The 21,765-nt window shown below is 70.8% G+C and carries 19 protein-coding genes, 1 tRNA gene, 1 other RNA gene and 2 pseudogenes; 14 read left to right on the plus strand and 9 right to left on the minus strand.

Annotated features, from left to right (window positions below; translation table 11 throughout):
* The coding region (locus KVT44_RS28535) for a DNA polymerase III subunit gamma and tau (RefSeq protein ID WP_217569701.1) at nt 1-1,477 on the minus strand (1,477 nt) is incomplete at its 3' end.
* A gap of 108 nt (nt 1,478-1,585) precedes the next feature.
* An RNA gene (gene ffs, locus KVT44_RS28540) (signal recognition particle sRNA small type) lies at nt 1,586-1,684 on the minus strand.
* A 71-nt stretch (nt 1,685-1,755) separates the two neighbouring features.
* Here ffs and KVT44_RS28545 point away from each other — a divergent pair.
* Nucleotides 1,756-1,843 (plus strand) — tRNA-Ser (locus KVT44_RS28545).
* 868 nt (nt 1,844-2,711) lie between these two features.
* On the opposite strand, the gene KVT44_RS28550 is transcribed toward KVT44_RS28545, so the two are convergent.
* Nucleotides 2,712-4,133 carry a hypothetical protein gene (locus KVT44_RS28550; protein WP_217569703.1) on the minus strand — a complete coding sequence of 474 codons (1,422 nt, stop codon included), beginning with the start codon at nt 4,131-4,133 and terminating at the stop codon, nt 2,712-2,714.
* A 298-nt stretch (nt 4,134-4,431) separates the two neighbouring features.
* Between KVT44_RS28550 and KVT44_RS28555 the strand changes: the two genes are divergently transcribed.
* The 3 genes from KVT44_RS28555 to KVT44_RS28565 all read left to right on the plus strand — a co-directional run bounded on the left by KVT44_RS28555 (nt 4,432) and on the right by KVT44_RS28565 (nt 7,416).
* Complete coding sequence (locus KVT44_RS28555) at nt 4,432-5,814, plus strand: PHB depolymerase family esterase (RefSeq protein ID WP_254650003.1); 1,383 nt, start codon at nt 4,432-4,434, stop codon at nt 5,812-5,814.
* 174 nt (nt 5,815-5,988) lie between these two features.
* Entirely contained in the window at nt 5,989-6,666 is a 678-nt protein-coding gene (locus KVT44_RS28560) for a hypothetical protein (RefSeq protein ID WP_229889475.1), read from the plus strand.
* Nucleotides 6,667-6,813: 147 nt separating this feature from the next.
* A complete protein-coding gene (locus KVT44_RS28565) occupies nt 6,814-7,416 on the plus strand; it encodes a GtrA family protein (protein WP_254650004.1) in 603 nt (200 codons plus the stop codon).
* A gap of 19 nt (nt 7,417-7,435) precedes the next feature.
* Here KVT44_RS28565 and KVT44_RS58405 read toward each other — a convergent pair.
* Nucleotides 7,436-7,534 (minus strand): annotated as a pseudogene (locus tag KVT44_RS58405) (superoxide dismutase); the annotation flags it as partial.
* A gap of 252 nt (nt 7,535-7,786) precedes the next feature.
* Between KVT44_RS58405 and KVT44_RS28570 the strand changes: the two are divergent.
* Genes KVT44_RS28570 through KVT44_RS28580 form a run of 3 tightly spaced genes read left to right on the plus strand, consistent with a single transcriptional unit; the run spans nt 7,787 to nt 10,537 of the window.
* Nucleotides 7,787-8,722, plus strand: a complete 936-nt coding sequence (locus tag KVT44_RS28570; RefSeq protein ID WP_217569705.1) for a phosphorothioated DNA-binding restriction endonuclease — start codon at nt 7,787-7,789, stop codon at nt 8,720-8,722.
* Between the two features lie 58 nt (nt 8,723-8,780).
* A complete protein-coding gene (locus tag KVT44_RS28575) occupies nt 8,781-9,437 on the plus strand; it encodes an RNA polymerase sigma factor (RefSeq protein ID WP_190173674.1) in 657 nt (218 codons plus the stop codon).
* Complete coding sequence (locus KVT44_RS28580; RefSeq protein ID WP_217569707.1) at nt 9,434-10,537, plus strand: CU044_5270 family protein; 1,104 nt, start codon at nt 9,434-9,436, stop codon at nt 10,535-10,537. The genes KVT44_RS28575 and KVT44_RS28580 overlap by 4 nt, the downstream gene beginning before the upstream one ends.
* A gap of 18 nt (nt 10,538-10,555) precedes the next feature.
* Here KVT44_RS28580 and KVT44_RS28585 read toward each other — a convergent pair whose 3' ends face one another.
* The 3 genes from KVT44_RS28585 to KVT44_RS28595 all read right to left on the minus strand — a co-directional run bounded on the left by KVT44_RS28585 (nt 10,556) and on the right by KVT44_RS28595 (nt 15,446).
* Entirely contained in the window at nt 10,556-12,511 is a 1,956-nt protein-coding gene (locus KVT44_RS28585) for a copper resistance protein CopC (protein WP_308314136.1), read from the minus strand.
* A gap of 132 nt (nt 12,512-12,643) precedes the next feature.
* A complete protein-coding gene (locus KVT44_RS28590; protein WP_217569711.1) occupies nt 12,644-13,309 on the minus strand; it encodes a GNAT family N-acetyltransferase in 666 nt (221 codons plus the stop codon).
* Nucleotides 13,299-15,446, minus strand: a complete 2,148-nt coding sequence (locus KVT44_RS28595; RefSeq protein WP_217569713.1) for a penicillin acylase family protein — start codon at nt 15,444-15,446, stop codon at nt 13,299-13,301. Before KVT44_RS28595 ends, KVT44_RS28590 begins: the two co-directional genes overlap by 11 nt.
* Before the next feature lie 78 nt (nt 15,447-15,524).
* On the opposite strand from KVT44_RS28595, the pseudogene KVT44_RS28600 reads away from it, so the two are divergent.
* From KVT44_RS28600 to KVT44_RS28620, 5 genes and pseudogenes are all read left to right on the plus strand, one after another.
* A pseudogene (locus KVT44_RS28600) lies at nt 15,525-15,801 on the plus strand (SIP domain-containing protein).
* A gap of 36 nt (nt 15,802-15,837) precedes the next feature.
* On the plus strand, nt 15,838-16,422 hold the full coding sequence (locus KVT44_RS28605) for an HhH-GPD-type base excision DNA repair protein (protein WP_099921806.1): 585 nt from the start codon (nt 15,838-15,840) through the stop codon (nt 16,420-16,422).
* Nucleotides 16,423-16,620: 198 nt separating this feature from the next.
* Complete coding sequence (locus KVT44_RS28610) at nt 16,621-17,265, plus strand: HdeD family acid-resistance protein (protein ID WP_190173668.1); 645 nt, start codon at nt 16,621-16,623, stop codon at nt 17,263-17,265.
* 126 nt (nt 17,266-17,391) lie between these two features.
* Nucleotides 17,392-17,733 (plus strand): hypothetical protein, encoded by a 342-nt coding sequence (locus KVT44_RS28615; RefSeq protein ID WP_190173667.1) that lies wholly within the window; start codon nt 17,392-17,394, stop codon nt 17,731-17,733.
* Between the two features lie 71 nt (nt 17,734-17,804).
* A complete protein-coding gene (locus KVT44_RS28620) occupies nt 17,805-17,951 on the plus strand; it encodes a hypothetical protein (protein WP_180292934.1) in 147 nt (48 codons plus the stop codon).
* A 146-nt stretch (nt 17,952-18,097) separates the two neighbouring features.
* Here the strand turns inward: KVT44_RS28620 and KVT44_RS28625 are convergent, their stop codons facing one another.
* Nucleotides 18,098-19,702, minus strand: coding sequence for a helicase HerA-like domain-containing protein (locus KVT44_RS28625; RefSeq protein ID WP_217569715.1), 1,605 nt, complete (start codon nt 19,700-19,702; stop codon nt 18,098-18,100).
* 105 nt (nt 19,703-19,807) lie between these two features.
* Here KVT44_RS28625 and KVT44_RS28630 point away from each other — a divergent pair, with 105 nt between their 5' ends.
* Together KVT44_RS28630 and KVT44_RS28635 are read left to right on the plus strand one after the other, a co-directional pair.
* Nucleotides 19,808-20,104 (plus strand): type II toxin-antitoxin system VapB family antitoxin, encoded by a 297-nt coding sequence (locus KVT44_RS28630; protein ID WP_003999914.1) that lies wholly within the window; start codon nt 19,808-19,810, stop codon nt 20,102-20,104.
* 142 nt (nt 20,105-20,246) lie between these two features.
* On the plus strand, nt 20,247-20,891 hold the full coding sequence (locus KVT44_RS28635; protein WP_099921803.1) for a LytR C-terminal domain-containing protein: 645 nt from the start codon (nt 20,247-20,249) through the stop codon (nt 20,889-20,891).
* Nucleotides 20,892-21,089: 198 nt separating this feature from the next.
* Here the strand turns inward: KVT44_RS28635 and upp are convergent, their stop codons facing one another.
* Nucleotides 21,090-21,725, minus strand: coding sequence for a uracil phosphoribosyltransferase (gene upp / locus KVT44_RS28640; RefSeq protein ID WP_054235115.1), 636 nt, complete (start codon nt 21,723-21,725; stop codon nt 21,090-21,092).
* Nucleotides 21,726-21,765 lie beyond the last annotated feature (40 nt).

A 21,765-nucleotide genomic window follows, 5' to 3' on the forward strand; every position in this document is an offset into this window, starting at 1 on the left:
GACCCGGGGCGGGTGCCGGGGCCGAGGCAGGGGCAGGGGCAGGGGCAGGGGCAGGGGCAGGGGCAGGGGCAGGGGCAGGGGAAGCCCCCGCACCCGGCGCCGCAGCAACCCCGCCGGCACCCCCCGCACCACCGGCCCCGTACCCCTCGTTCGCCGCTCCCTGCCCGCCGGGGCCCGTGCCCCGCACGGCGGCCCGGGCCGCGGCGACCCCGCCGCCCGGCGGAACCATCGGAGCGGCCACGGCCGGCGCCCCTCCATGTACTTCGGGGCCGGGTACGTACCCCATGGCGGGGGCGCCCGCGCCGGCACCGGAGAAGTTCACCCCGCGCTCGATGCGGTCCAGGCGGGCCATGACGGAGCGCTCGTCCCCGTACGCCGCGGGCAGGAGCACACGCGCGCAGATGAGCTCGAGTTGGAGTCGCGGCGAGGTGGCGCCGCGCATCTCCGTCAGCCCCTCGTTGACGAGATCGGCGGCGCGGCTCAGCTCGGCGGCGCCGAAGACCCCGGCCTGGGCCTGCATGCGCTCGATGACATCCGACGGGGCGTCGATGAGCCCCTTCTCGGCGGCGTCGGGAACGGCGGCCAGGATCACCAGGTCGCGCAGCCGCTCCAGCAGGTCCGCGACGAACCTCCGGGGATCGTTGCCCCCCTCGATGACGCGGTCCACGATCTCGAAGGCCGCGGCGCCGTCGCCCGCGGCGAACGCCTCGACCACGGAGTCGAGCAACGACGCGTCCGTGTACCCCAGCAGCGAGGTGGCCATGGCGTACGTCACACCGTCGGTGCTCGCCCCCGCGAGGAGCTGATCCATGACGGACATGGAGTCACGCACGGAGCCGGCGCCGGCCCGCACGACCAGCGGCAGCACGCCGTCCTCGACGGGAATGCCCTCATGCCCGCAGACCTCGCCCAGGTACCCGCGCAGGGTCCCCGGCGGCACGAGCCGGAACGGATAGTGGTGGGTCCGCGACCGGATCGTCCCGATGACCTTCTCGGGCTCGGTCGTGGCGAAGATGAACTTGAGGTGCTCGGGCGGCTCCTCGACCACCTTCAGCAGGGCGTTGAAGCCCGCCGGGGTGACCATGTGGGCCTCGTCGATGATGTAGATCTTGTACCGACTGCTCGCAGGCCCGAAGAAGGCCTTTTCCCGCAGGTCACGAGCGTCGTCGACACCACCGTGCGAGGCGGCGTCGATCTCGATGACGTCGATCGACCCCGGCCCGTTCCGCGCGAGGTCCCTGCAGGACTGGCACTCCCCGCAAGGAGTCGGCGTCGGCCCCTGCTCGCAGTTCAGACACCGGGCCAGAATCCGCGCGCTGGTCGTCTTCCCGCATCCGCGCGGCCCGCTGAACAGGTACGCGTGATTGACCCGGTTGTTCCGCAGCGCCTGCTGCAACGGGTCGGTGACATGCTCCTGCCCGATGACCTCGGCGAACGACTCCGGGCGATAGCGGCGGTACAGCGCGAGAGACGACACACATACGAGGTTATAGGCGCCCACTGACAACAGGGACCGCTCACCGGCCCCCGGGCCCCAGGCCCCGGCCCCCAGCGGCCGGACCCCCGTGCCGCATCCCGCCCCGTGAACGCAAGCGCCCCCCACGCACCCGCCAGAGCCAACCTACCCTTGCTGCCTTCCGGCCCTGGGGGAGTTCAGTCAGATAGCGCCACGTGAGGGGCTCCGCACAGAGTACCTGATCCGGGAGGGGGGAACGAGTTCGCGAGCACTCCTCAACGTCTTGTATTGTTTGCCGCGGAGGATTCGCCTAGAGGCCTAGGGCGCACGCTTGGAAAGCGTGTTGGGGGCAACCCCTCACGAGTTCGAATCTCGTATCCTCCGCCAGTGCCTCACCGGGCACGATGTCGAAGGGCCCCACCGCTTGCGGTGGGGCCCTTCGACGTTGGCCGTCTCGGCTTCCGTCTCAGTCGGTCTCGGTCGTAGCCGTGTGGCGAGCGTCATGAAGTGGCCCGTGACCGGGCAGACCGATCGTGCGGCGCCCCGCCCGCGACTTCGTGGACCCGTCAGCAGCCTCAAGGTTCGCTCAATTTCGCACGCAGCGTCTTTTGGGTCCCTAGGCTCCGTGATCAACGGTCTGACCAGCCATTTCCATCCCCGGCGGCACGTGCGCGCCTGGACAGACATGCCCCTCGGCCGGTGACTGCGACGAAGGGGTGGCACACATGGGACGAATAGGGACAGTCGTCCCGGTGGTCCTACTTGCGTTGACCGGGTGCACCAGTACGACGGCGACGGGTGGTCGGGCGACTGCGAGTGAGACGCCGGTCGACACAGCTTCGTCCGGTACACCCTCAGCCGGCCCTTCCGCCACACCCTCCGTCACCGCGGACCCTCGCTTTCCGCCCCAGCTTCCAGACGCGCAGAAAACATTCATCAAAACAGGTGGAAAGACCGGACCTCACTCATTTCCGGCGCTTGCTCGAATCCAGCGGGGAACTCTGGAAGTCGCGGTCATCTGTTCGGGTTCCGGGACCATCGACGTCAATGTCGGCTCTCTCGTGAGCTTCACCGTCGTCTGCGCGGACGGCGATCCTGGGCAGGTCAACGAAGTAGGTATGAGCCACAGCCACAAGAACGTCGCTGTTTCGGTCACCAGCAAGACGAGTGGGGCCTGGGGACTCTCGGTGGGATGGACCAAGACCATCGACCCTCCCGATTAGCGATGGAGCCGGACTCGATGGCATCCGCCGGGTCAGGCGCGTAGGGAGTGCAGCAGGGTGCCGATCTTTGCGGCGACCGTCTCGGCCGAGCCCTGGGCGTACGACGAGTCCATCGCCTCGTACGTGATCCGGGCGTAGCTCTGCGCCTCGGCCATGTTCTTCGAGCCGCCTTCGAGCATCGACATGACGGCGGTGTGCGGGAACGGCGAGTGCTTCTTGACGGCCAGCGCGGTGTCGGTGGACAGCTCGGGCTCCACCCCCACGAACACGCCGTTCCCGAGCTGGAGGATCCAGACCGGTACGTCGGCCGTGCCGGTCGGGGTGAAGTCGTACGTCTTCGTCGGTCCCGTCGGGTGTCCCATCGCCATCGTGTCGACCGTGACGGTGTCGGTGAGGAGGCGCACGGTCGAGCCGGAACCGCCGCCGGAGGTCCTGATGGTCTCGCTGACCCGGACGGCCTCGGTGCCAAGCCGCTCGCCCTGCACCGTGAGAAGCAGCCAGCCGGCGTCCTGGGCATCGACCTGGGACCACTTCTTGTCCTTGTCGATGGTGTACCGCTTCGACCTGAACGCCGGTGCCTGGTCCCCGCAGGAGCCGACCAGGAAGAACCCGACGACGTCGCCGTCGTACTGCTTCTCCACGTGCTGCACCGCGGCGCCCGCCAGGTCGGCCGTGATCGGCAGGTCGCCGCCTGCCATGACCGACTCCATCATGACCGAGGACTGGACGGCGTAGTTGATGAGGACGGCGATGGGGTTGCCGTCCAGGTCGTCGAGGCGGGTGACGCCCACGCTCTTGTCGGACGAGCCCGCCTCGCCGGTGCCGAGCCACCAGCCGTCGGCGGTGAGGACGTCCCGGTTGACGTTGACGTCGCAGGTGCCGATGCCGAAGCCGACCCGCGCGGGCCTGAGCCCCTTGACCGCCGCCGCGATCGCGGTCGCGGTGGCCTTCGTGATCTGCTGCACGTACTGAGCCGCTGCCGTCGAAGAGGTGGTCGCCTGCACGTGCGGGGCGGAGAACGTGTGCGTCACGGTCACGACGATGTCGGCCGTCGCCACGCCGGACGCCTTCGCGATGGTCGTCCTCATCGCGGCGATCGCCTCCGCGCTGATCGACGTCAGGTCCAGCACGGCGAGAGCGACGCGCCGCGAGCCGTTCTCCAGCAGGAGGATCCGTACGTAGAGGTCGTCGTGGACCGTGGTGAAACCGTCGAGCGGCAGGAGTGCGGACGGGATGTCGATCACGGCCCGGCCGGCCCCCGCCTTCAGTACCGGTTCCTGTTCCTTCGGTACCGGTTCGGCGTCCGCCGCCTGCGCCGCCGTGGCGCCCCCCAGAGCAGTGGCTGTCACCGCCGCGGCGACGGAGCCGTTCAGGAACGACCGCCGATGCAGCGGGCTGCCGAGCCGGGTGTTCTCGTTCCTGTTCACGTTCACGTTCACGTTCTTGGGAACCACAGCTTTCTCCTTCGTATTCAAGACACGCGGTAATCAGCCAGAGTTCTGCGAATTTTCGCCATCGGCAAAGTGAGAACCGGAACGGCCCGGCGCGCCAGGATCGTCACACCGGAAATTCAGGACGTCAACAATTGCGGCGCGTTATCTAAGATTGCGCGCCGCGAATTCAAGTACGCGACCAGGAAACCTCTGCGTAGCCTGTGAAAAAGGGGCTGCTTTCTCGAAGCGCTTCACAGCATGGGGCGAAACAGTGGGCGCTCAGTAGCCCTGGCAATCACTCTCGAAGGAGCTCATCTTCATGGACAGGCGTACGTTCATGGCCGGATCTGCGACCGCGACCGCCGGCGCCCTGGCGGTGTTCGGCAGCGCGACCCCCGGCTCGGCCGACGAGGCAGGCCGGACGGGCTCGGGGGGCGACCACGTGCGGAGCGTCACCGCCATCACGCGGGTCTTCGGCTCCGGGCAGAAGTTGGTCGCGGTGGCGGTCGAGTACGACAGCGACATCGACGGTTCGACCCTGTCGGCGTCGACGTTCGCGGTCACCGACCGCACCGTGACCAAGGTCTACACGAACAGGACGGCCGACCTCGCGCAGCGGGGCAATTCCGGCCGCTACGTCATCGTGGAGCTGTCGCCGGACGACACGGCGGCGGCCCTGTGGGTGACACAGCAGGGTCCCGGCACTCCTCCCGGCGGGTCGGGCGGCGGGTCCGGCGATGACGGTGGCGGCCCCGGGGCGGGGGGCCCGGTGGTCGGCGACTCCACACCGGGAGGAACCATCGTCGCGGCGCGGGCCACGCTGACCCAGCCGGGCACCGTCACCACGACCCGCGGTCGCCGCTACGCCGCGGACAGCACGGCGCGGTCCACCGACGCCGTGGTCAACCTGATCGTGGACGACTTCCGGCAGCTCTCGTTCAGCGACCCCGCGACCGGGCAGACCCTGAGGTACAACCTGTTCGTCCCGAAGAACTACGACCGCCGCAAGAGCTACCCGATGGTGCTGTTCATGCACGACGCGAGCGTGGTCAACGTCGCGACGCAGGGCCCCCTGGTCCAGGGCCTCGGCGCCGTGTGCTGGGCGAGCCCGGAAGACCAGGCCCGGCACGAGTCCTTCGTCCTCGCCCCCGAATACGGCTCCGTGGTGATCGACGACAACTACGAGCCGTCGACGCTGTTCGAGGCCACCGCCAACCTCGTCCAGTCGGTGACGCGGGAGTACAGCATCGACCCGGACCGGCTCTACACGACCGGGCAGTCGATGGGCGCGATGATGTCGCTGGGTCTGAACATCAGGTACCCCGACCTGTTCGCGGCCGCGTTCATCGTCGCCGGCCAGTGGCCGGAGACCCAGGCCGCGCCGCTGGCCCGGAAGAAGCTGTGGATCCTCGTCTCCGCGGACGACACCAAGGCCTATCCCGGCGAGCAGGCCATCACCGAGGTCATCCAGGACCAGGGCACGCAGGTCAGCACCGCCCTGTGGGACGGCCGGTCCACGGCCGCGGAGTTCGCCGCGGACGTCCGGAGCATGAAGTCACAGCGGGCTCCGGTGAACTTCGCCGCCTTCGAGACCGGCACCGTCGTACCGTCCGGTTCCACCACCAGTGCGCACATGGCCACCTGGCAGATCGCCTACACCATCCCCGGCATCCGCGACTGGATCATGCGCCAGTCCCGCTGAGCCCCGCCGGGCCCGCGCGTCGCGGACGCCCCGGTCATGCTCGGTGAGCGCTGTGCCGACTTCCTCCCGGCGGGAGCCGATGCCCTGTCGCCTCGTCAACTCCCTGCGCCTACAGTCTCGTCGGAGTGACGGGCGAGCGGGGTGGGGTGGGTGTGTATGGAGTCGGCGCAGCGTGTGATCCACCGGAGTGGGCTGTTCTCACGGCTGCTGGTCGTGCTGGTGGGCGTGGCGGTCCTGCTGCTCGGCTACAGCCTGTTCAGGGAGAACCTGTCGGCACGGCTGACCCGTGACTGGCCCTGGAAGCTCAAACTGCTGGACATACAGAGCGCCGTCACGGCGGTGCTCGGTACGGGAGGAGCCGCGCTGGCCCGGGCCCAGTACGCGCGGACGGTGCGGCCCGCCATCGGATACGGGGGTCGCGTCGTCGCGAACACGGCTCCGAACGAGCGGCTGGCCTGGATGTGCAAGCTCCTCAACGGCGGGCAGGAGGTGGCGATCACCGCGGACACCGGCTACTGGATCGAGTACACCTCCGCGGCACGCGCCGCCGGCGCCGTCGACTCGTCGGAGTGGATGAGCCAGCCGGAGGCGACAGCGGCGATCGCGAGCCGTGAGCTGGCGGAGCGACAGGACTTCCAGCTGAACCTTGTCGGACGCGGTTACCCCATCCCCGGGCAGGGGCAGGGGCAGCTGTTCCTGGGCTGGTTCACCGAGAAGGCCATGCGCGAGCTGGAGAGCGTATACGTGCGGGTGCGTGTGGTGGACCGGGTCGGCGATGTCCACGAGCGCGTCGTCAACTTGCTGAAGGGCGCCGATCGTTCACCCACCCACCCGGACGCTTCCCCCTTCTGAACACCCCGCTCTCCCCCGGGGCGGGGGTGCAGCTGGCTACACCCCCGGTTCGGGAGTGCACCTCATCGTTTCGGCGCACGGACGACGGCATCGTTGAACCCAGCTGGTCCCAGAGGTTCACAGCTCCCCCGTCCGGAAGGAAAGCCCATGAACGCGCTGCTCTCGTCGAAGCCGGAGACGGAGACGGGCACGAAGATGGGCACGGAGACGGAGTCCGCGGTGCGGGGTGCGGAGCCGACCGGGGCCGGGGCCTACGACGCCCGTCGGATACCGGTGACCTCGGCCGCCCCCGGTCCGCTCGCCTCCTTCGCCCGGTTCGTCCTCTGCGGCGGCGGCATCGGCGTCCTCTCCAGCTTCGCCGTCCCCCTCGTCGCCGGACTGCTGCCCTGGGCGGTGGCCAACGCGGTCATCACCGTCGCGTCGACCATCCTCTGCACCGAGCTGCACGCACGCTTCACCTTCGGCAGCGGGAAGCGCGCCGGATGGCGCCAGCACTGGCAGTCCGCGGGATCGGCCGCGGCCGCCTACGCCGTCACCTCCGTCGCGATCCTCATCCTGCACACCCTTCAGACCTCCCCGAGCATGCTCACCGAACAGATGGTCTACCTCAGCGCCTCCGGCCTCGCCGGCATCGGACGCTTCCTCCTCCTGCGCCTCTACGTCTTCGCCGGCGGACGGACCAGGGCCACGGAGCCGGTACGAGTGAACAGCCCGGCACCCCGGCCGCACCGGGCCCTGGCCTGGGCCTAGGCCCCGCCGTCCCGCAGAGTCAGAGGGTTACCGCCACCGCGTTGAACGTCGTGTCCGGCGTCTGGGGACTGGTGAAGCGGGCGTTGACCAGGTAGAGGCGGTCGCCCCAGCGGGCGGCGGCAGGCCGTCGTGGTCCAGCTTCATGCCGACCGACACCAGGCCGGTACCGCCCTCGTGGATGACCTTGCCCTCGTCGGGCTCGCCGGGCCGGCCCCGGTCGCCACCGCGAGCGCGGCCACGGCGGCACCGCCGAGAACCCCGTCCACCCCTTCCCATGCACCCCGTCCGCCCTTCCCACGCACCCCTCCCTCCGCCCTTCCCATCAAGCCACCAATCCGATCACCCGACCGCACCCGTACGATCACCCGTCATGGAGGACTGGCTGGGGCGCGCGGCGAAGCTGAGGCAGTGGACCGGCAACGGGATCCGCGCCCCGCACAAGCCCCTGCTCCTCCTCTACGCCCTCGGCCGGTTCCAGCGGGACGCCGACGGCGAGTTGCGCTACAGCGCTGTCGAGGACGATCTGAAGCGGCTGCTGGCCGAGTACGGTCCGGCCAACCGGACGACACCGGCGTACCCCTTCCACCACCTGGTCGGCGACGGGGTGTGGGAGGTGCGGACCGATCGCGGGCCCGGCAGCCCCGGCAGCGGGGTGCGGGAACTGCGGTCGACGGGCGCGGCGGGACGGCTGGCGCCGGAGCTGCGGGCGGCGCTGCGACGCGAGCCCGCGCTCCTCGGCCGGATGGCCCGGATCCTGCTAGACCTGCACTTCCCGCCCTCGCTCCACGACGAACTGTGCGAGGCCGTGGGCCTGGAGTGGGAGTGGGAGCCGGAGGGGTCGGTGCACCTGTCGGACGCGGGGCCGCGGGACCGGCGCCGGCGCGACGGGCGGATGCGGGAGCTGGTCCTGACGGCGTACGAGTACCAGTGCGCGTTCTGCGGGTACGACGGCCGGATCGGGTCGGTGCCGGTCGGGCTGGAGGCCGCGCATGTGCGCTGGTGGGCGTTCGACGGGCCGGACGACATCGACAACGGTCTGTGCCTGTGCTCGCTGCACCACAAACTGTTCGACAAGGGCGTCCTCGGTATCGGGGACGGGCACCGCATCCTGGTGTCGCAGCGCTTCGTCGGACGGAGCCCGGCGGCCCGCGACCATGTCATCGCGCTGGCGGGCCGTCCGCTGACCGGTCCCCAGCCGGGCACCGCGCCCGTCGCCGCGCACCACCGGACCTGGCACACCCGGCAGGTGTTCCACGGAGCTCCGCGCCCTGCCGCGCCGGTCCCCACGGCACACGGCGAGCTGTGACGCAGGTCACGGGAAGTCGGTGTCGGGTGCCGGACAGCTCATAGGGGTGAGCATTGATATGCGTACCCGGGTACGGGCCGGGGAATCGAGCGCCTTCGCGGAGCTCTTCGACAGTTATGCGCGCGCGGTCTACAACCATGCCTTCCGGCTGACCGCCGACTGGTCGACGGCCGAGGACGTGATGGCCGCGACCTTCCTGGAGGCATGGCGGCTGCGGGACCGGGTCGACCCCGAGGGCGGCTCGCTGCGGCCCTGGCTGCTGGGCATCGCCACCAACACCGCGCGCAACCAGTACCGGAGCAACCGGCGTTACCGGCAGGCGGCCCAGGCCGCCGCCGCGGCCGAGCTGTCGGTGCCCGACCACGCCGAGGACGTGGCAGGGCGGGTCGACGACCGGCGCCGCCTCGCGACCGCCCTCACTGCCCTCGCGACGCTGCGTCCCCCGGAGCGCGAGGTCATCGCGCTCTGCCTGGGGGAGGGCCTGGACTACGAGGCCGCGGCCGAGGCGCTGGGGATTCCGGTCGGCACGGTCGCCTCCCGGCTCTCCCGCGCCCGCAAGAAGCTGCGCACCCTCACCGACCCCGGACCGGCGCGCCAAGAACCCGAACAGCCGCTGAAAAAAGTTCGCGGAAGACGGGAAGGCAGCCGCCTCGACCGACAGATAACAGGCGATCGCACCCAAGTGATCCGGCCCGCACAGGAAGGAAACCGATGAACGAGAACACGCCCCGGCAGAGTCCGGCCGAGCGGGACGAGAGCGCCCAGCAGCTCCTGTCCCGCACGGCGCGCGACCTCCCGGCGGGCCGTCACCAGTTCCACAAGGAGCGCCTGATGGCCCAGATTCACCAGATCCAGCAGGAAGAGCGCGCGGCGGCCGCGGAGGCGGTGGCCCCGGCGCGGACCCGGCGGTTCCGGCTGCCGCGTCCGGCGATCACGCTGCCCGCGCTGGCCGCCGCCCTGGCCGGTACGGTCGTCGCCGTAGTGGTGATGAACGACGGCGGCGGGGTCAGGGACGGCGGTGTCGCCACCGGACCCGCCCTCACCACCCACATCGGTGCCGCGACCACCAAGGGCGTCCCTCAGTTGCTGGGCCAGATCTCACTGGCCGCGGCCGAGACCGGGGGGAGCCACCCGGCCGTCAAGCCCGGCCAGTACGTCTACATAGAGTCCAAGACGGCCGACTCGTTCGTGAAGACCGTCGACGACAAGAGCAGCCTCGCCAGTCACGCGCTGCACCGCCGCCAGGTCTGGATGTCCTCCGACGGCACCAAGGGCTGGCTGATCGACCCGGCCGTCAACGACAGCTCCGAGGGCGAGACCCTGAGCCTGCCCGACGAACAGGGCAACACCCCGGTCGGCGGCCTGAACCACCCCACGTACGACTACCTGGCCAAGCTGACCACCGACCCCGACGAGATCCTGGCCAAGATCTACAAGGAGACCAAGGGCCACGGCAACTCACCCGACCAGGAGGCGTTCACCACCATCGGCGACCTGCTCGTCGAGAGCTACCCGCCGGCGGAGCTGTACTCGGCCCTGTTCAAGGCCGCCGCGAAGATCCCCGGAGTCGTCGTGGTGAACGACGCGGTGGACGCGGTGGGCCGGCACGGGATCGCGGTGGCCCGGCTGGACGAGACCAGCGGCGAACGCGAAGAGTGGATCTTCGACAAGAAGACCCATGTCTTCCTGGGCGACCGCTCGGTCAAGGTGACTGCGAGCACCGGCGAGGACGCTCTGATCAAGCCCGGCACGGTGACCTTCACCAACGCCATCGTCACCCGGGCCGTCGTCGACGGGATGAAGCAGACCCCGTGAGCCGACGCGGTGGTCCCGTCAGCCGATCTTCACGGTCTTCGACACCGTGACCTGGTCGATGTCAGTGGTGCGGACGGTGGCCTTCATGGTCCAGGTGCCGGCCACCGGGAGGGTGACGCCGTCCGCGGCCCAGTAGCCGCCCTTGTCCGCCAGCTCGGCGTCGATCGGGCCGATCTGCTGGGATTCCAGAGTGAAGGTGAGGCGCAGTTCGGGCACGGTGGCGAAGCCGCCGTCGGGGCCGTAGATCACGGCCTGCACGGAGTTCTCGCCCACCCGGCTCGGTGTCAGTTCGATCTGCACCTTGCCGTGTCCGCCCTTCGTGCCCACGTCGAACGGGATCGTCGTCGTCGAGGCCGTGGTCTCCCCGGCGGCCGCGGTGGCGGAGGCCGCCGCGGCCTCGGTGGCCGCGCGGCCCGGCTGGGTACCGGTGAGCAGGGTGGTGATCACCAGCACGACGATGCCGACGACGACCTCGACCAGCACCGAACGGCGCAACGCCCGCCGGTACCGGTCGGCCTCGTCGGAGGCCGTGCCCGAGGCCTTGTCGGAGTCCTTGTCGGAGGTCTTGCCCGAGCTCTTGTCGGAAGCCTTGTCCGAGGGCTCGTGATCCGGATCCGGTGCGCCGTCGTCCGATGCACCGCCGTCCGAGGGGCCGCCGTCCGACGGGCCGTCCGCCCTCCCGACCCGTACGTCGGTGGGGGCGGCCGAGGCCCCCACCGTCTGCGGCACCCGCTCCTCCACCGGCACCGCCGCCGCTGTCCGTGCCTCCTCCGCCGCGAGCATCAGCCGCCCGGTCCAGCGCCGCGAGGCCCCCGCCCCCGCCAGCAGCACCAGCACCGCCACCAGCTTGGCGAGGAGGAGCCGGCCGTACGAGGTGGAGGTCAGCGCGTCCCAGGAGCCGAGGCCGCGCCAGGACTGGTAGACGCCGGTGACGACCAGGACGGTGACCGAGGCGAGGGCGAGGCGGGAGAAGCGGTTGACGACGGCCGCGGGGAGCGGCTCGGCCGACCGGTACAGCGCGGTGAGCAGGGCCGCGAGGCCGCCCAGCCAGACCGCCATCGACAGCAGGTGCAGTACGGAGGAGACCATCGCCACGGGGACCTGGATCCCGGCGGACGCGTGCTCGGCGACGGCCCAGGTGACGGCGAGGGAGACGGTGAGCAGCCCGCCGAGCGCGAGGACGAGCCGCCCCCGCGCCTGCTCGCGTACCGGATAGAACACCGCCGCCCCGAGCAGCACCAGCCGCGCCAGCAGGGCCAGTCCCGGCCTGCTGGTCAGGGTCTCGCTGAGGACGGACGGGTCGAAGGCGTCCGCCGGGCCGCTGCCGCGCTCGTAGGGTCCGCGCAGGAGCAGCAGCGCGACGGTGGAACCCGCCAGGATCCACCAGCCGGTGAGGAGCAGTCGCCGCACCGGGCCCGGGAACCCGCAGACCAGGACGAAGGTGGCCGCGCCGATGAGGAGGGCCAGACCCCCGTACGCCAAGTAGCGGGCGGCGTCGTAGAGCGTGCCCGCGACGGTGGTCCCGGAGGGGTCCACGGGGACGGGCGGGGCGGTCGCGGAGGGTTTGCCGATGGAGAAGGTGAAGGCGCCGGAGACCGGGTGGCTGTCGGCCGAGACGACCCGCCAGGCCACCGTGAAGGTGCCGGTGCCCAGGCCCTTCGGCAGGGTCACACGGGCGGTGTCGGAACGGTCGCCCGCGTGCCCCGGGTCGCCGGTGTGGACGCGTCGGTTGTCCGGGTCGAGCACGCGGAAGGAGTCGTCGAGGAGCCCGATGGACTCGCTGAAGGACAGCGTCACCTCGGTGGGCGCCGTCTTCAGCACGCTGCCGTCCTGCGGATCGGTGCCGGTCAGCGCGGCGTGGGCGGACGCGCCGCCGACACCGCCGAACAGCACCAGGACCAGGACCGTGCCCAGCAGCGCCAGCCCCTGGGCGATCCGCCGTCGCTCCCGCTGTCCGCCTCCACGTCCGCTCACACGCCGTCTCCGTCGTCTCCGTCGTCCCTGCGGTCTCCGCATTCCGGTCCGCCCGGTCCGCACTTCCAGAGTCACGGATACGTACGGACGAATCCGACGCCGTGCTCACTCCCCCGGCGAGGAACCCACCGATCAGCCCACCGATCGGCCCACCGAGGAACCCGGCGAGGAACCCGCCGAGGAACCCCCTGGGAGGGCCGTCTCCCGCGTCAGAAAGGCCAGCCGGGCCCGCTTCTCGGGCAAGTAGACCCCGGGAAGGTCGATTTCGGGAAGCACGATCTCCGGGCCGGGTACGAAGCCCTGTCGGACCAGACGCGCGATCGCCTTCTCGTTGAGCGCGTCGGGTTCGACCACGACCCGCTGCCGGTCGAGGCCGACCAGCACGTACATGGTGAACGCGGTCAGCAGCGCGGACGACCAGCCCGGCCGGCCACCTCCGGACCCCGCGGGGCCGATCAGCAGGTGGACGCCGATGTCGCCGGGTTCGACGGCGTAGCACTCGCTGACCCGGTCGGCCTCGGGCTCGTACGTCTGGAAGAGCGCGGCGGGCTCGCCGTCCTTGACCGCGAGGAAGGCGTGGTGGGTGTCGAGGGAGTCCAGATGGACGTACGTCTCCAGCACCTGCTGCTTCGTGAGCCCGTTCATGCCCCAGAACACGGCACGCTCCTCGCTCACCCAGCGGTGGATGACGTCCAGGTCGGCGTGCGGGTCGACGGGCAGGACGCGCACGGTCCCGAAGCCGTCGAACTTCTGCTCGTGCACGGCCGCGCGGTCGGCGGCGTACGGCTCACTGCTCATGGTCGTCCTCAACCTTCTCTGTCTCCTGCTCCTGTGTCAGCCGGCTCCAGTCGGTGCTGACCGGTGCCAGTTCTCCCTTGAGCCACAAGGGGAGTTGGTCGCGGTGGTGGGCCGAGCCCGGGACGCCCGAGGCGCCGAAGGGGACCACCCAGAGGCTCTGGTCCCGGTCGGCGAGGTCCCAGACGTAACGGGCCGCCGGGCCGCGCGCGCTCAGGTCGGTCAGGCCGGGGACCGCCGAGGTGCACAGCACACAGTCGTGGTCTCCGGAGAGCCCCGGTTCGTCGTACGAGGTGGTCGCGAGCGCGCGCCAGGGCGCGAGGCGGTGGGTGTCGCCCCAGACACCGAGCGGTTGCGCGGCCGCCTCCTCGACGGCCTCGCGGACGAGCGCGGCGCGATCGATGCCGTACAACTCCTCGGCCTTCAACAGGTGTTCGAGGGCGAAGCCGACACGGGGGAGGAGGGCGAGCCAGGGGCGGGAGACCTCGGGGTACGCGGGCGGGTCGGCCAGCGCGGCGAAGGCGGGGTGCGCGGCGAGCCGCCGTACGACCGCGCCGCGCACCGCGGCGTAGGCGGCCGCCGCCATGCTGTCGGCCGTCATCCGGCGGTCCCAGCCGAGCAGCCAGTCGCGCAGGGCGGTCGCCTCGATGCTGAGTCCGTCGAGCGCGGCGAGGTGGTCCATCAGGGGCGCGGCGGAGGCGAGATGGGTGTCCATGTGGATGTCCGCCATGTCCTGGGCCGACCACTTCGGCCGCTCGTCGAGGAGCTGCCGGATCCGGGCGGCCCGGTGGAACGGGGCGAACTCGACACCGAGCGGGCCGGCGGGGCCGCGCTGGTTCGCCATCACGGCGACGCCGTCCTCGACCGTCCCGTAGGGCATCTCGTGCCAGCCCCGCCATTCGTGCCCGGGCTCCCAGGCGGCGACGATCCGGGTGCGGTTGTCCGCGCCGCGGAGCGGGACCCGGCCGGCGACCCGGTGCAGTACGCCGCCCTCGGTGTCGGCGGCCTGGACGACGTTCACGGGCTCGGCCCAGTGGTCGAACGCCCGGTCGACGTCCGCGACTTCGCGGGCCCGGAGGAGCGGGAGGAGCGCGCTGAAGCCGAGGTCTTCGGTGACGCGGGGCGGGTAGCGGAGGCTGATGGTTTCGACGCCCTCGGTCTGCTCCGCTCCCCCGATGACGACCGGTCCGCGCGGGGTCTCGACGACCTCGACCTCGACGGGTTCACCGCCCGCCACCTCGACCGTCTCCACGTGCCGGGCGACGGCCCGCCACTCCCCGTCGGGATCGAGCGCCTCCCATCCTTCCGATCCTTCCGATCCCTCAGGTCCTTCCGATCGCTCCGGTCCTTCCGGTCCCTGGGGTCGAACGCGTCGCAGTCGTTCCCGGTACAGGTCCTGGTAGTCGGCCATCGCGTTGGTGATGGCCCAGGCGACCGTGCCCGTGTGGGCGAAGTGGGCGATGCCCGGAACCCCGGGGACGGCGAGGCCGACGACGTCGAACTCGGGGCAGGAGAGGTGGATCTGCTGGTAGACGCCGGGGTCCTCGATGAAGCGGTGGGGGTCGCCCGCGATGACCGGCCGACCGGTGGCGGTCCGCTCGCCCGTGACGAGCCAGCCGTTGCTGCCGGAGGTGCCGGGACCGTCGGCGGCGAAGAGGTCCACGGCCTCCGGTCCGATCCGGCGGACGACCTCCTCCCTCCACAGCTTGGCGGGGAAACCGGCGAAGAGGATGTGCGCGCCGAGCCAGACGCCGAGCGGGGTCCAGGGCTCCCAGCGCCCCGGGGCGAGCCCGGTCTCCGCGAACTCCGGTGCGCGCCGGGCGCCTTCGGCCAGCCCCTCGTTGACCCCGTCGACGTACGCCACCACCCAGTCGGCGGTCTCCGGATCCCGTCTCTCCAGCGCCGCGAAGCAACGTCTCGCGGTGTCGTCGAGCCGGGCCCGGCGTACGAACCGGTCCCAGCCGACGGCCTCGGCGCCGAGGAACGCGGCGGAGGTGCCCCGCGCGCGGTGCCGTTCGACCTCCAGTTGCCAGGCACGGTCGAGGGCGGTGACACGGCCCTGGGCACGGGCGAGGGCGCGGGCGTCGGTGGCGCGCAGGTGGGGGATCCCCCAAGGGTCACGGTAGAGCTCGGCGGTCACAATCCATCCCCATTTTTGTCAGGTTAGGCTAACCTAACTTCCATTACGGCGAAATCGTACGCGAGGGGTGGAGGGCCGATGGGCCAGGGGCACGGCTGGGAAGGCGCGGTGCTCAAGCTGCTGCGCGGCAAGGACTTCGAGACGCGCGAGCGACTGGTCACGGGCGGCGAAACCCGGGGACACCATTGAGGCCACGGTCCACGGCACCGCGTTCACGGAGCCGGATCCGGCGCCGTCCCACGTCTTCGCCTGCGACACCACCACGACCCGCGCCCTCACGACGTACGTCCGCAGGGAACTCTCCGTCCCGAGGCAACGGGTGAACGCGATGGGCTACTGGCGCACGGCGGCCTGAGAGGCGTTCGGCACCCTCACGCGGGATCATCGAGGCATGGACGTCAGCCTTCACATCGCCCAGGATCCCGATGCGGACGCGTTGCTCAGCCGCAGTCCCCTCGCCGCCCTGACCGGGATGCTGCTGGACCAGCAGGTGCCGATGGAGTGGGCGTTCAAGGGGCCGCGCACGATCGCCTCGCGCATGGGGGCGGACGAGTTGGACGCGCACGAGATCGCCGCGTACGACCCGGAGAAGTTCGCCGCGCTGCTCACGGCGAAGCCGGCCGTGCATCGCTATCCCGGCTCCATGGCCAAGCGGATCCAGCAGCTGTGCCAGTACCTCGTGGAGCACTACGACGGGGACGCGGCCAAGGTCTGGGAGGGCGTCAAGAGCGGCGAGGAGCTTCTGCGGCGGCTCAAGGAACTGCCCGGGTTCGGCGCCCAGAAGGCCCAGATCTTCCTGGCCCTGCTCGGCAAGCAGTTCGGTGTGCGGCCCAAGGGCTGGCGCGAGGCGGCGGGGGCGTACGGCGAGCCGGACTCCTTCCGCTCCGTCGCCGACATCACCGGGCCGGAGTCCCTGGCGAAGGTCCGCGCCCACAAACAGGAAATGAAGGCCCAGGCGAAGGCTTCCGGCAAGTAGCCCGCCACTTCCCGACCCCGGGGTGAGTTTGCCGGCTGCGGGGCGGTGGGGGCTGGTCGCGCAGTTCCCCGCGCCCCTCGGGCGGCGGCTTCGCCCCGCGTCTTCAGCCCGTCCGGCGTTTGAGGACGAGGCCGCCCGTGGGTCCGTCGGATGGGTCACCGCGGTGGCAGAGCGGCCCCACGCGGCCAAACATGAACCATGAGCGAGGTACCGAACGCCCCCCACCAAGGCCCGCAGTACGACGACCGCCACGTCCACGACCGCGAACCACGCGTCACCCCCGAAGGCCCCCTGCACTTCATCGCCCGCAGCGCCTGGCAAGCCGTCCTGCTCGCCGGCATCGCGGCCTTCGTCCTGGGCGTGCTGGTGCTGGTCTGGCCGGGCGCCTCCCTGCTGGCCGCAGGCGTGCTCTTCGGCCTCTACCTGCTCTTCAGCGGCGTACTCCAGCTCGTCGCCGCGTTCGGCACCCACGTCGCGACCTCGCTGCGCGTCATGGCCTTCATCAGCGGCGCCCTCTCGATCCTGCTCGGCCTGTTCTGCTTCCGCGGCCCGATGCAGTCGATCCTCCTGCTCGCCCTGTGGATCGGCATCGGCTGGCTGTTCCGCGGCATCACCCAGACCCTGGCCGCCGCGTCCGACCCGACCGTGCCGGCCCGCGGCTGGCAGATCTTCCTCGGGATCGTCAGTTTCCTCGCGGGGATCGTCCTCATCGTGTCCCCGTTCACCTCGGTCGCCGTCCTCACCCTCGTCGGCGGCTGCTGGCTCATCGCGGTCGGCGTCACGGAAATCGTCACGGCGTTCGTGATCCGTGGCCGCGCCAAGCACATCCCGGCCGTCGTCTGACCGCACACCCGACCGCACGACGAGTCCACGCCGTACGTCAACTCCGCGCCTCCCCCGTAGCCCATGAGGGCGGATCTCGCCGCCGACCCGATGAACCACCCACTCCGGATGGGGACATGACCTCCTATGAGCTCCTCTTCGCACCGCCGGCCGCGCCCGCCGCACCGGCACGCGTGGATGCGGGTTCTGACGCTCCTCGTCGTCACGATCCTCGCGGCGGGCGCCCACGTCGACGCCCTCGCCCCGAACCCCGTCGTGGCCTCCGCCGAAGCGGGCTGCGGCGCCGAACACGACGTACTCGACACGGCCCTTCGCCCGCCCGCCCGGCAGGACCACCGCCCCCTCACCCCGCTGCGCCCCGCGCCGACCGCTCCCGACTGCCCGGAGCCGGCGCCCCGCCCCCGTCACGTACCGCCGTCGCACTCCCGCACGCTGCACGCCCTGCGCTCCGTGGTCCTGCGCTGCTGACAGGCCCGGCCCGGCCTCCGGACCGTCCCCACCAGCCAGTCAGTGAACCAAGCGAACGCAAGGACACAGCCATGCCCACCGACCCGTACGCGGTCCTGCGCGCCCTCCTGCGCGCGGAAGCCGTCCGCAACACGCCCAAGCCGCAGCCCGAGCCCAGGCCCACACCGGACGCCCGGCAGGTGCAGGTGCCCCCGGCCAAGGAGCACGGAAACAGCTAGGCACAGCAGCCAGTCACAACCGAGGGAACGGTGAGGCGACCGTCCCGCCCGTGGGCGGGGCGGTCGCCTCACCGCCTGACAGGTGACAGGTGACAGGTGACAGATGACAAAAAAACGACCACCAACCACCGGCTACCAGCTACCAGCTACCGCCTGCGCCGAGCCGTCCCGAAGAGGGAGCGGGTGATCTCCCTGCCGATCTGCGTGCCCATCGACCGTGCCAGCGCCTTGAAGATCCCGCTGCCGACGACCTGTTCGACGACCGAGGGTTCCTCCTTCGCCCGGCCGCCGCCCTTCGCGGGCGCCCGGCCGGCCTCCGCAGCCGCCTGGGCGGCGGCCTGCGCGGCGGCCGCGTCCCGCGCCGCGAGCTTCTCGTACGCGGACTCGCGGTCGACCGCCTGCGCGTAACGCCCGTACAGCGGGGACGCCTGCACCGCCCGGTCCAGCGCGGCCGGATCGACAGGGCCCATCAGGGACTGCGGGGCCCGCAGCCGGGTCACCGCGACCGGCGTCGGCGCGCCCTTCTCGCTCAGCACGGTCACCACGGCCTCGCCGGTGCCGATGCCGGTGAGGACCTCCTCCAGGTCGTACGCGGAGTTGGGGAAGGTCTTCACCGTGGCCTTCAGCGCCTTCTGGTCGTCCGGGGTGAAGGCGCGCAACGCGTGCTGAACGCGGTTGCCGAGCTGGGCGAGGACGTCGGACGGCACGTCCTTCGGGGTCTGCGTCACGAAGAAGACGCCGACCCCCTTCGAACGAATGAGCCGCACGGTCTGGGTGATCGACTCCAGGAAGGCCTTCGACGCGCCGGTGAAGAGCAGGTGCGCCTCGTCGAAGAAGAAGACCAGTTTCGGCTTGTCGATGTCGCCGACCTCCGGGAGGTCGTGGAAGAGATCGGCGAGCATCCACATCAGGAAGGTCGAAAAGAGCTGCGGTTTGTCCTGGACCTCGGGGAGTTCGAGGACGGACACCGTCCCGCGCCCGTCCGACGCCGTCCGCAGCAGCTCGCTCGTGTCGAACTCCGGCTCCCCGAAGAACGGGCTCATGCCCTGCGCCTCGAAGGCGGTCAGGGAGCGCAGGATCACGCCCGCCGTCGCGGGCGACAGGCCACCGATGCCCTTCAGCTCCGCCTTGCCTTCGTCCGAGGTCAGGAAGGTGACGACGGCCCGCAGGTCCTTGAGGTCGAACAGTTCAAGACCCTTCTGGTCGGCGTAGTGGAAGATCAGGCCGAGCGACTGCTCCTGAGTCTGGTTCAGCTGGAGCACCTTGGAGAGCAGCACCGGGCCGAAGCTGGTGACCGTCGCCCGTACGGGGATGCCCCTGCCCATGCCGCCGAGCGCGTAGAACTCGGCCGGGCAGGCGGTCGGCGTCCACTCCTGGTGGACCTCCTGGGCACGCGCCAGCACCTTGTCGTTCGACACGCCCGGGGCCGAGATCCCGGAGACATCACCCTTGATGTCGGCGAGGAACACCGGCACGCCCTGCACGGACAACTGTTCGGCGATCAGCTGCAGCGTCTTGGTCTTGCCGGTGCCGGTGGCTCCGGCGACCAGCCCGTGCCGGTTGAGCACGGGCAGCGGAATGCGGATCCGGGCGTCCGGCAGACACCGCCCGTCCCAGAGCAGAGCGCCCAGGTCGAGCGCAGGTCCGGCGAACGCGTAACCGGAGGCGATCTCCAGCGCCTCCTGGGAGAGCCCGGGAGCGCCGCTCACACCTTCGGGTGCCACCGCGGGAGGTGCTTCGCTGTCGCTCATATCAGGCCCCTGTTCCCGGTTTGCACTGATTTACGGCGTCTTTTCCAGCGTCGCACTACGTCGCCATGGCTGCGCCCGGAAGGTCTGGGCCGGTAGGCTTTCCGTGTGATCTTCAAGCGCATCGGAAACGGACGGCCGTACCCCGACCACGGCCGGGAAAGCACCCGGCAGTGGGCGGACGTCGCGCCGCGCCCGGTCCGCCTCGATCAGCTCGTGACGACCAAGGGCCAGCTGGACCTGGAGACCCTCCTCGCCGAGGACTCCACGTTCTACGGCGACCTGTTCGCGCACGTAGTGAAGTGGCAGGGCGACCTGTACCTCGAGGACGGCCTGCACCGCGCCGTACGCGCCGCGCTGCAACAGCGCCAGGTGCTCCACGCACGTGTGCTCGAGCTCGACTGACTCGCGAGAGCCTCCTCGAGGCCCAAGATCCCGGCTCGTTGACCCTTTTGGGTTGGACTGAACCTCGACCGATGATCATTTAGTAGGAATCACCGCCGCGGCACACTACGCTGCGCCCATGAGCATGCTCACTCCCCCTGGCATGGGCGGCCAGTACCGGATCACGGGGGACAAATACCCACGGATGCGCCGACCCCGGGGGCGTCGCAGGCTCGTGTTCCTGGTCGTCGCCTCCGTCACCGCGCTAGGGCTGGTCGGGTGGGGAACCCTGCAGCTCATCGACGTCTTCACGGGCAAGGGCGACAAGGCCACGGCGGCCGGTACGAAGGGCGACTGCACGTCCACGGCCGGCCCGTCGGCCAAGGCGACCACGGCGTCCACGACGTCCACCGCCGCCGGGACGCTGCCCAGGCCCGGGCAGATCACCGTCAACGTCCTGAACGCCACGCCGCGCAGCGGGCTCGCCAAGCAGACGGCGGACGAGCTGAAGAAGCGCGGGTTCCGCATCGGCGACGTGGGCAACGCGACGGCCACGTACGACAAGAAGGTCAACGGCGCCGGGATACTGCTCGGCGCCAAGGGGGCCGCACAGGCCGCGCTGCCGGTGCTGGGCACGCAGTTGTCCGGCGCCGAGGTGAAGACGGACGGCCGCGCCCAGGCCGACCGGGTCGACCTGATCATCGGCACCGCCTTCAAGAGCCTCACGAAGAAGGAGGACGCCGACAAGGCCCTGGCCACCCTGTCCGGGCCCCGGCCGGCCGCGTCCGCCTCTCCGAAGAGCTGCTGAACGGCGAAGGCTGTCGGCAGCCCCGTAGGGACCGCAGACAGCCTTCGCGAGACCACTGATCGTTCGGAACCGACCACTGGGCCCTGGACCCCTGGATGGCCCCGACAAGGCCGCTGAGGGACCAAGGGCGACTGCAGGCCCCGTAGGGCCGCGACGGGTCCCGTAGGACCGTGGCAGGTCCCGCGCAGGTGCGGGAACCTACTCGGCCGCCCCGTACATCCGGTCCCCCGCGTCGCCCAGCCCCGGCACGATGTAACCGTGCTCGTTGAGCCGTTCGTCGACCGACGCGGTCACGACCGTCACCGGCGTGCCCGCGAGCTCGCGCTCCATGACCTCGACGCCCTCCGGGGCTGCGAGCAGCACCACGGCGGTGACGTCGTCGGCGCCGCGCTTGATCAGCTCCTGGATCGCCGCGACGAGCGTGCCGCCGGTGGCCAGCATCGGGTCGAGGACGTACACCTGGCGCCCGGAGAGGTCGTCCGGCATCCGGGTCGCGTACGTGGACGCCTGGAGCGTCTCCTCGTCGCGCACCATGCCCAGGAAGCCCACCTCGGCGGTCGGCAGCAGCCGCACCATGCCGTCGAGCATGCCGAGGCCCGCACGCAGGATCGGCACGACCAGCGGGCGCGGGTAGGACAGCTTGACGCCCGTGGTGGGGGCGACCGGGGTCACGATGTCGACCTGCTCGGTGCGCACGTCGCGGGTGGCCTCGTAGGCGAGCAGGGTGACCAGCTCGTCGGCGAGCCGCCGGAAGGTCGCGGAGTCGGTGCGCCGGTCGCGCAGGGTGGTGAGCTTATGGGCGACCAAGGGGTGGTCGACGACGTGGAGACGCATGCCCATAACAGTAGCCGTGCCCCCGTGTCCCTCGCGCTGG

It is taken from the genome of Streptomyces sp. GbtcB7 (assembly GCF_019091445.1).
GTDB classification, from domain to species: Bacteria; Actinomycetota; Actinomycetes; order Streptomycetales; family Streptomycetaceae; genus Streptomyces; species Streptomyces mirabilis.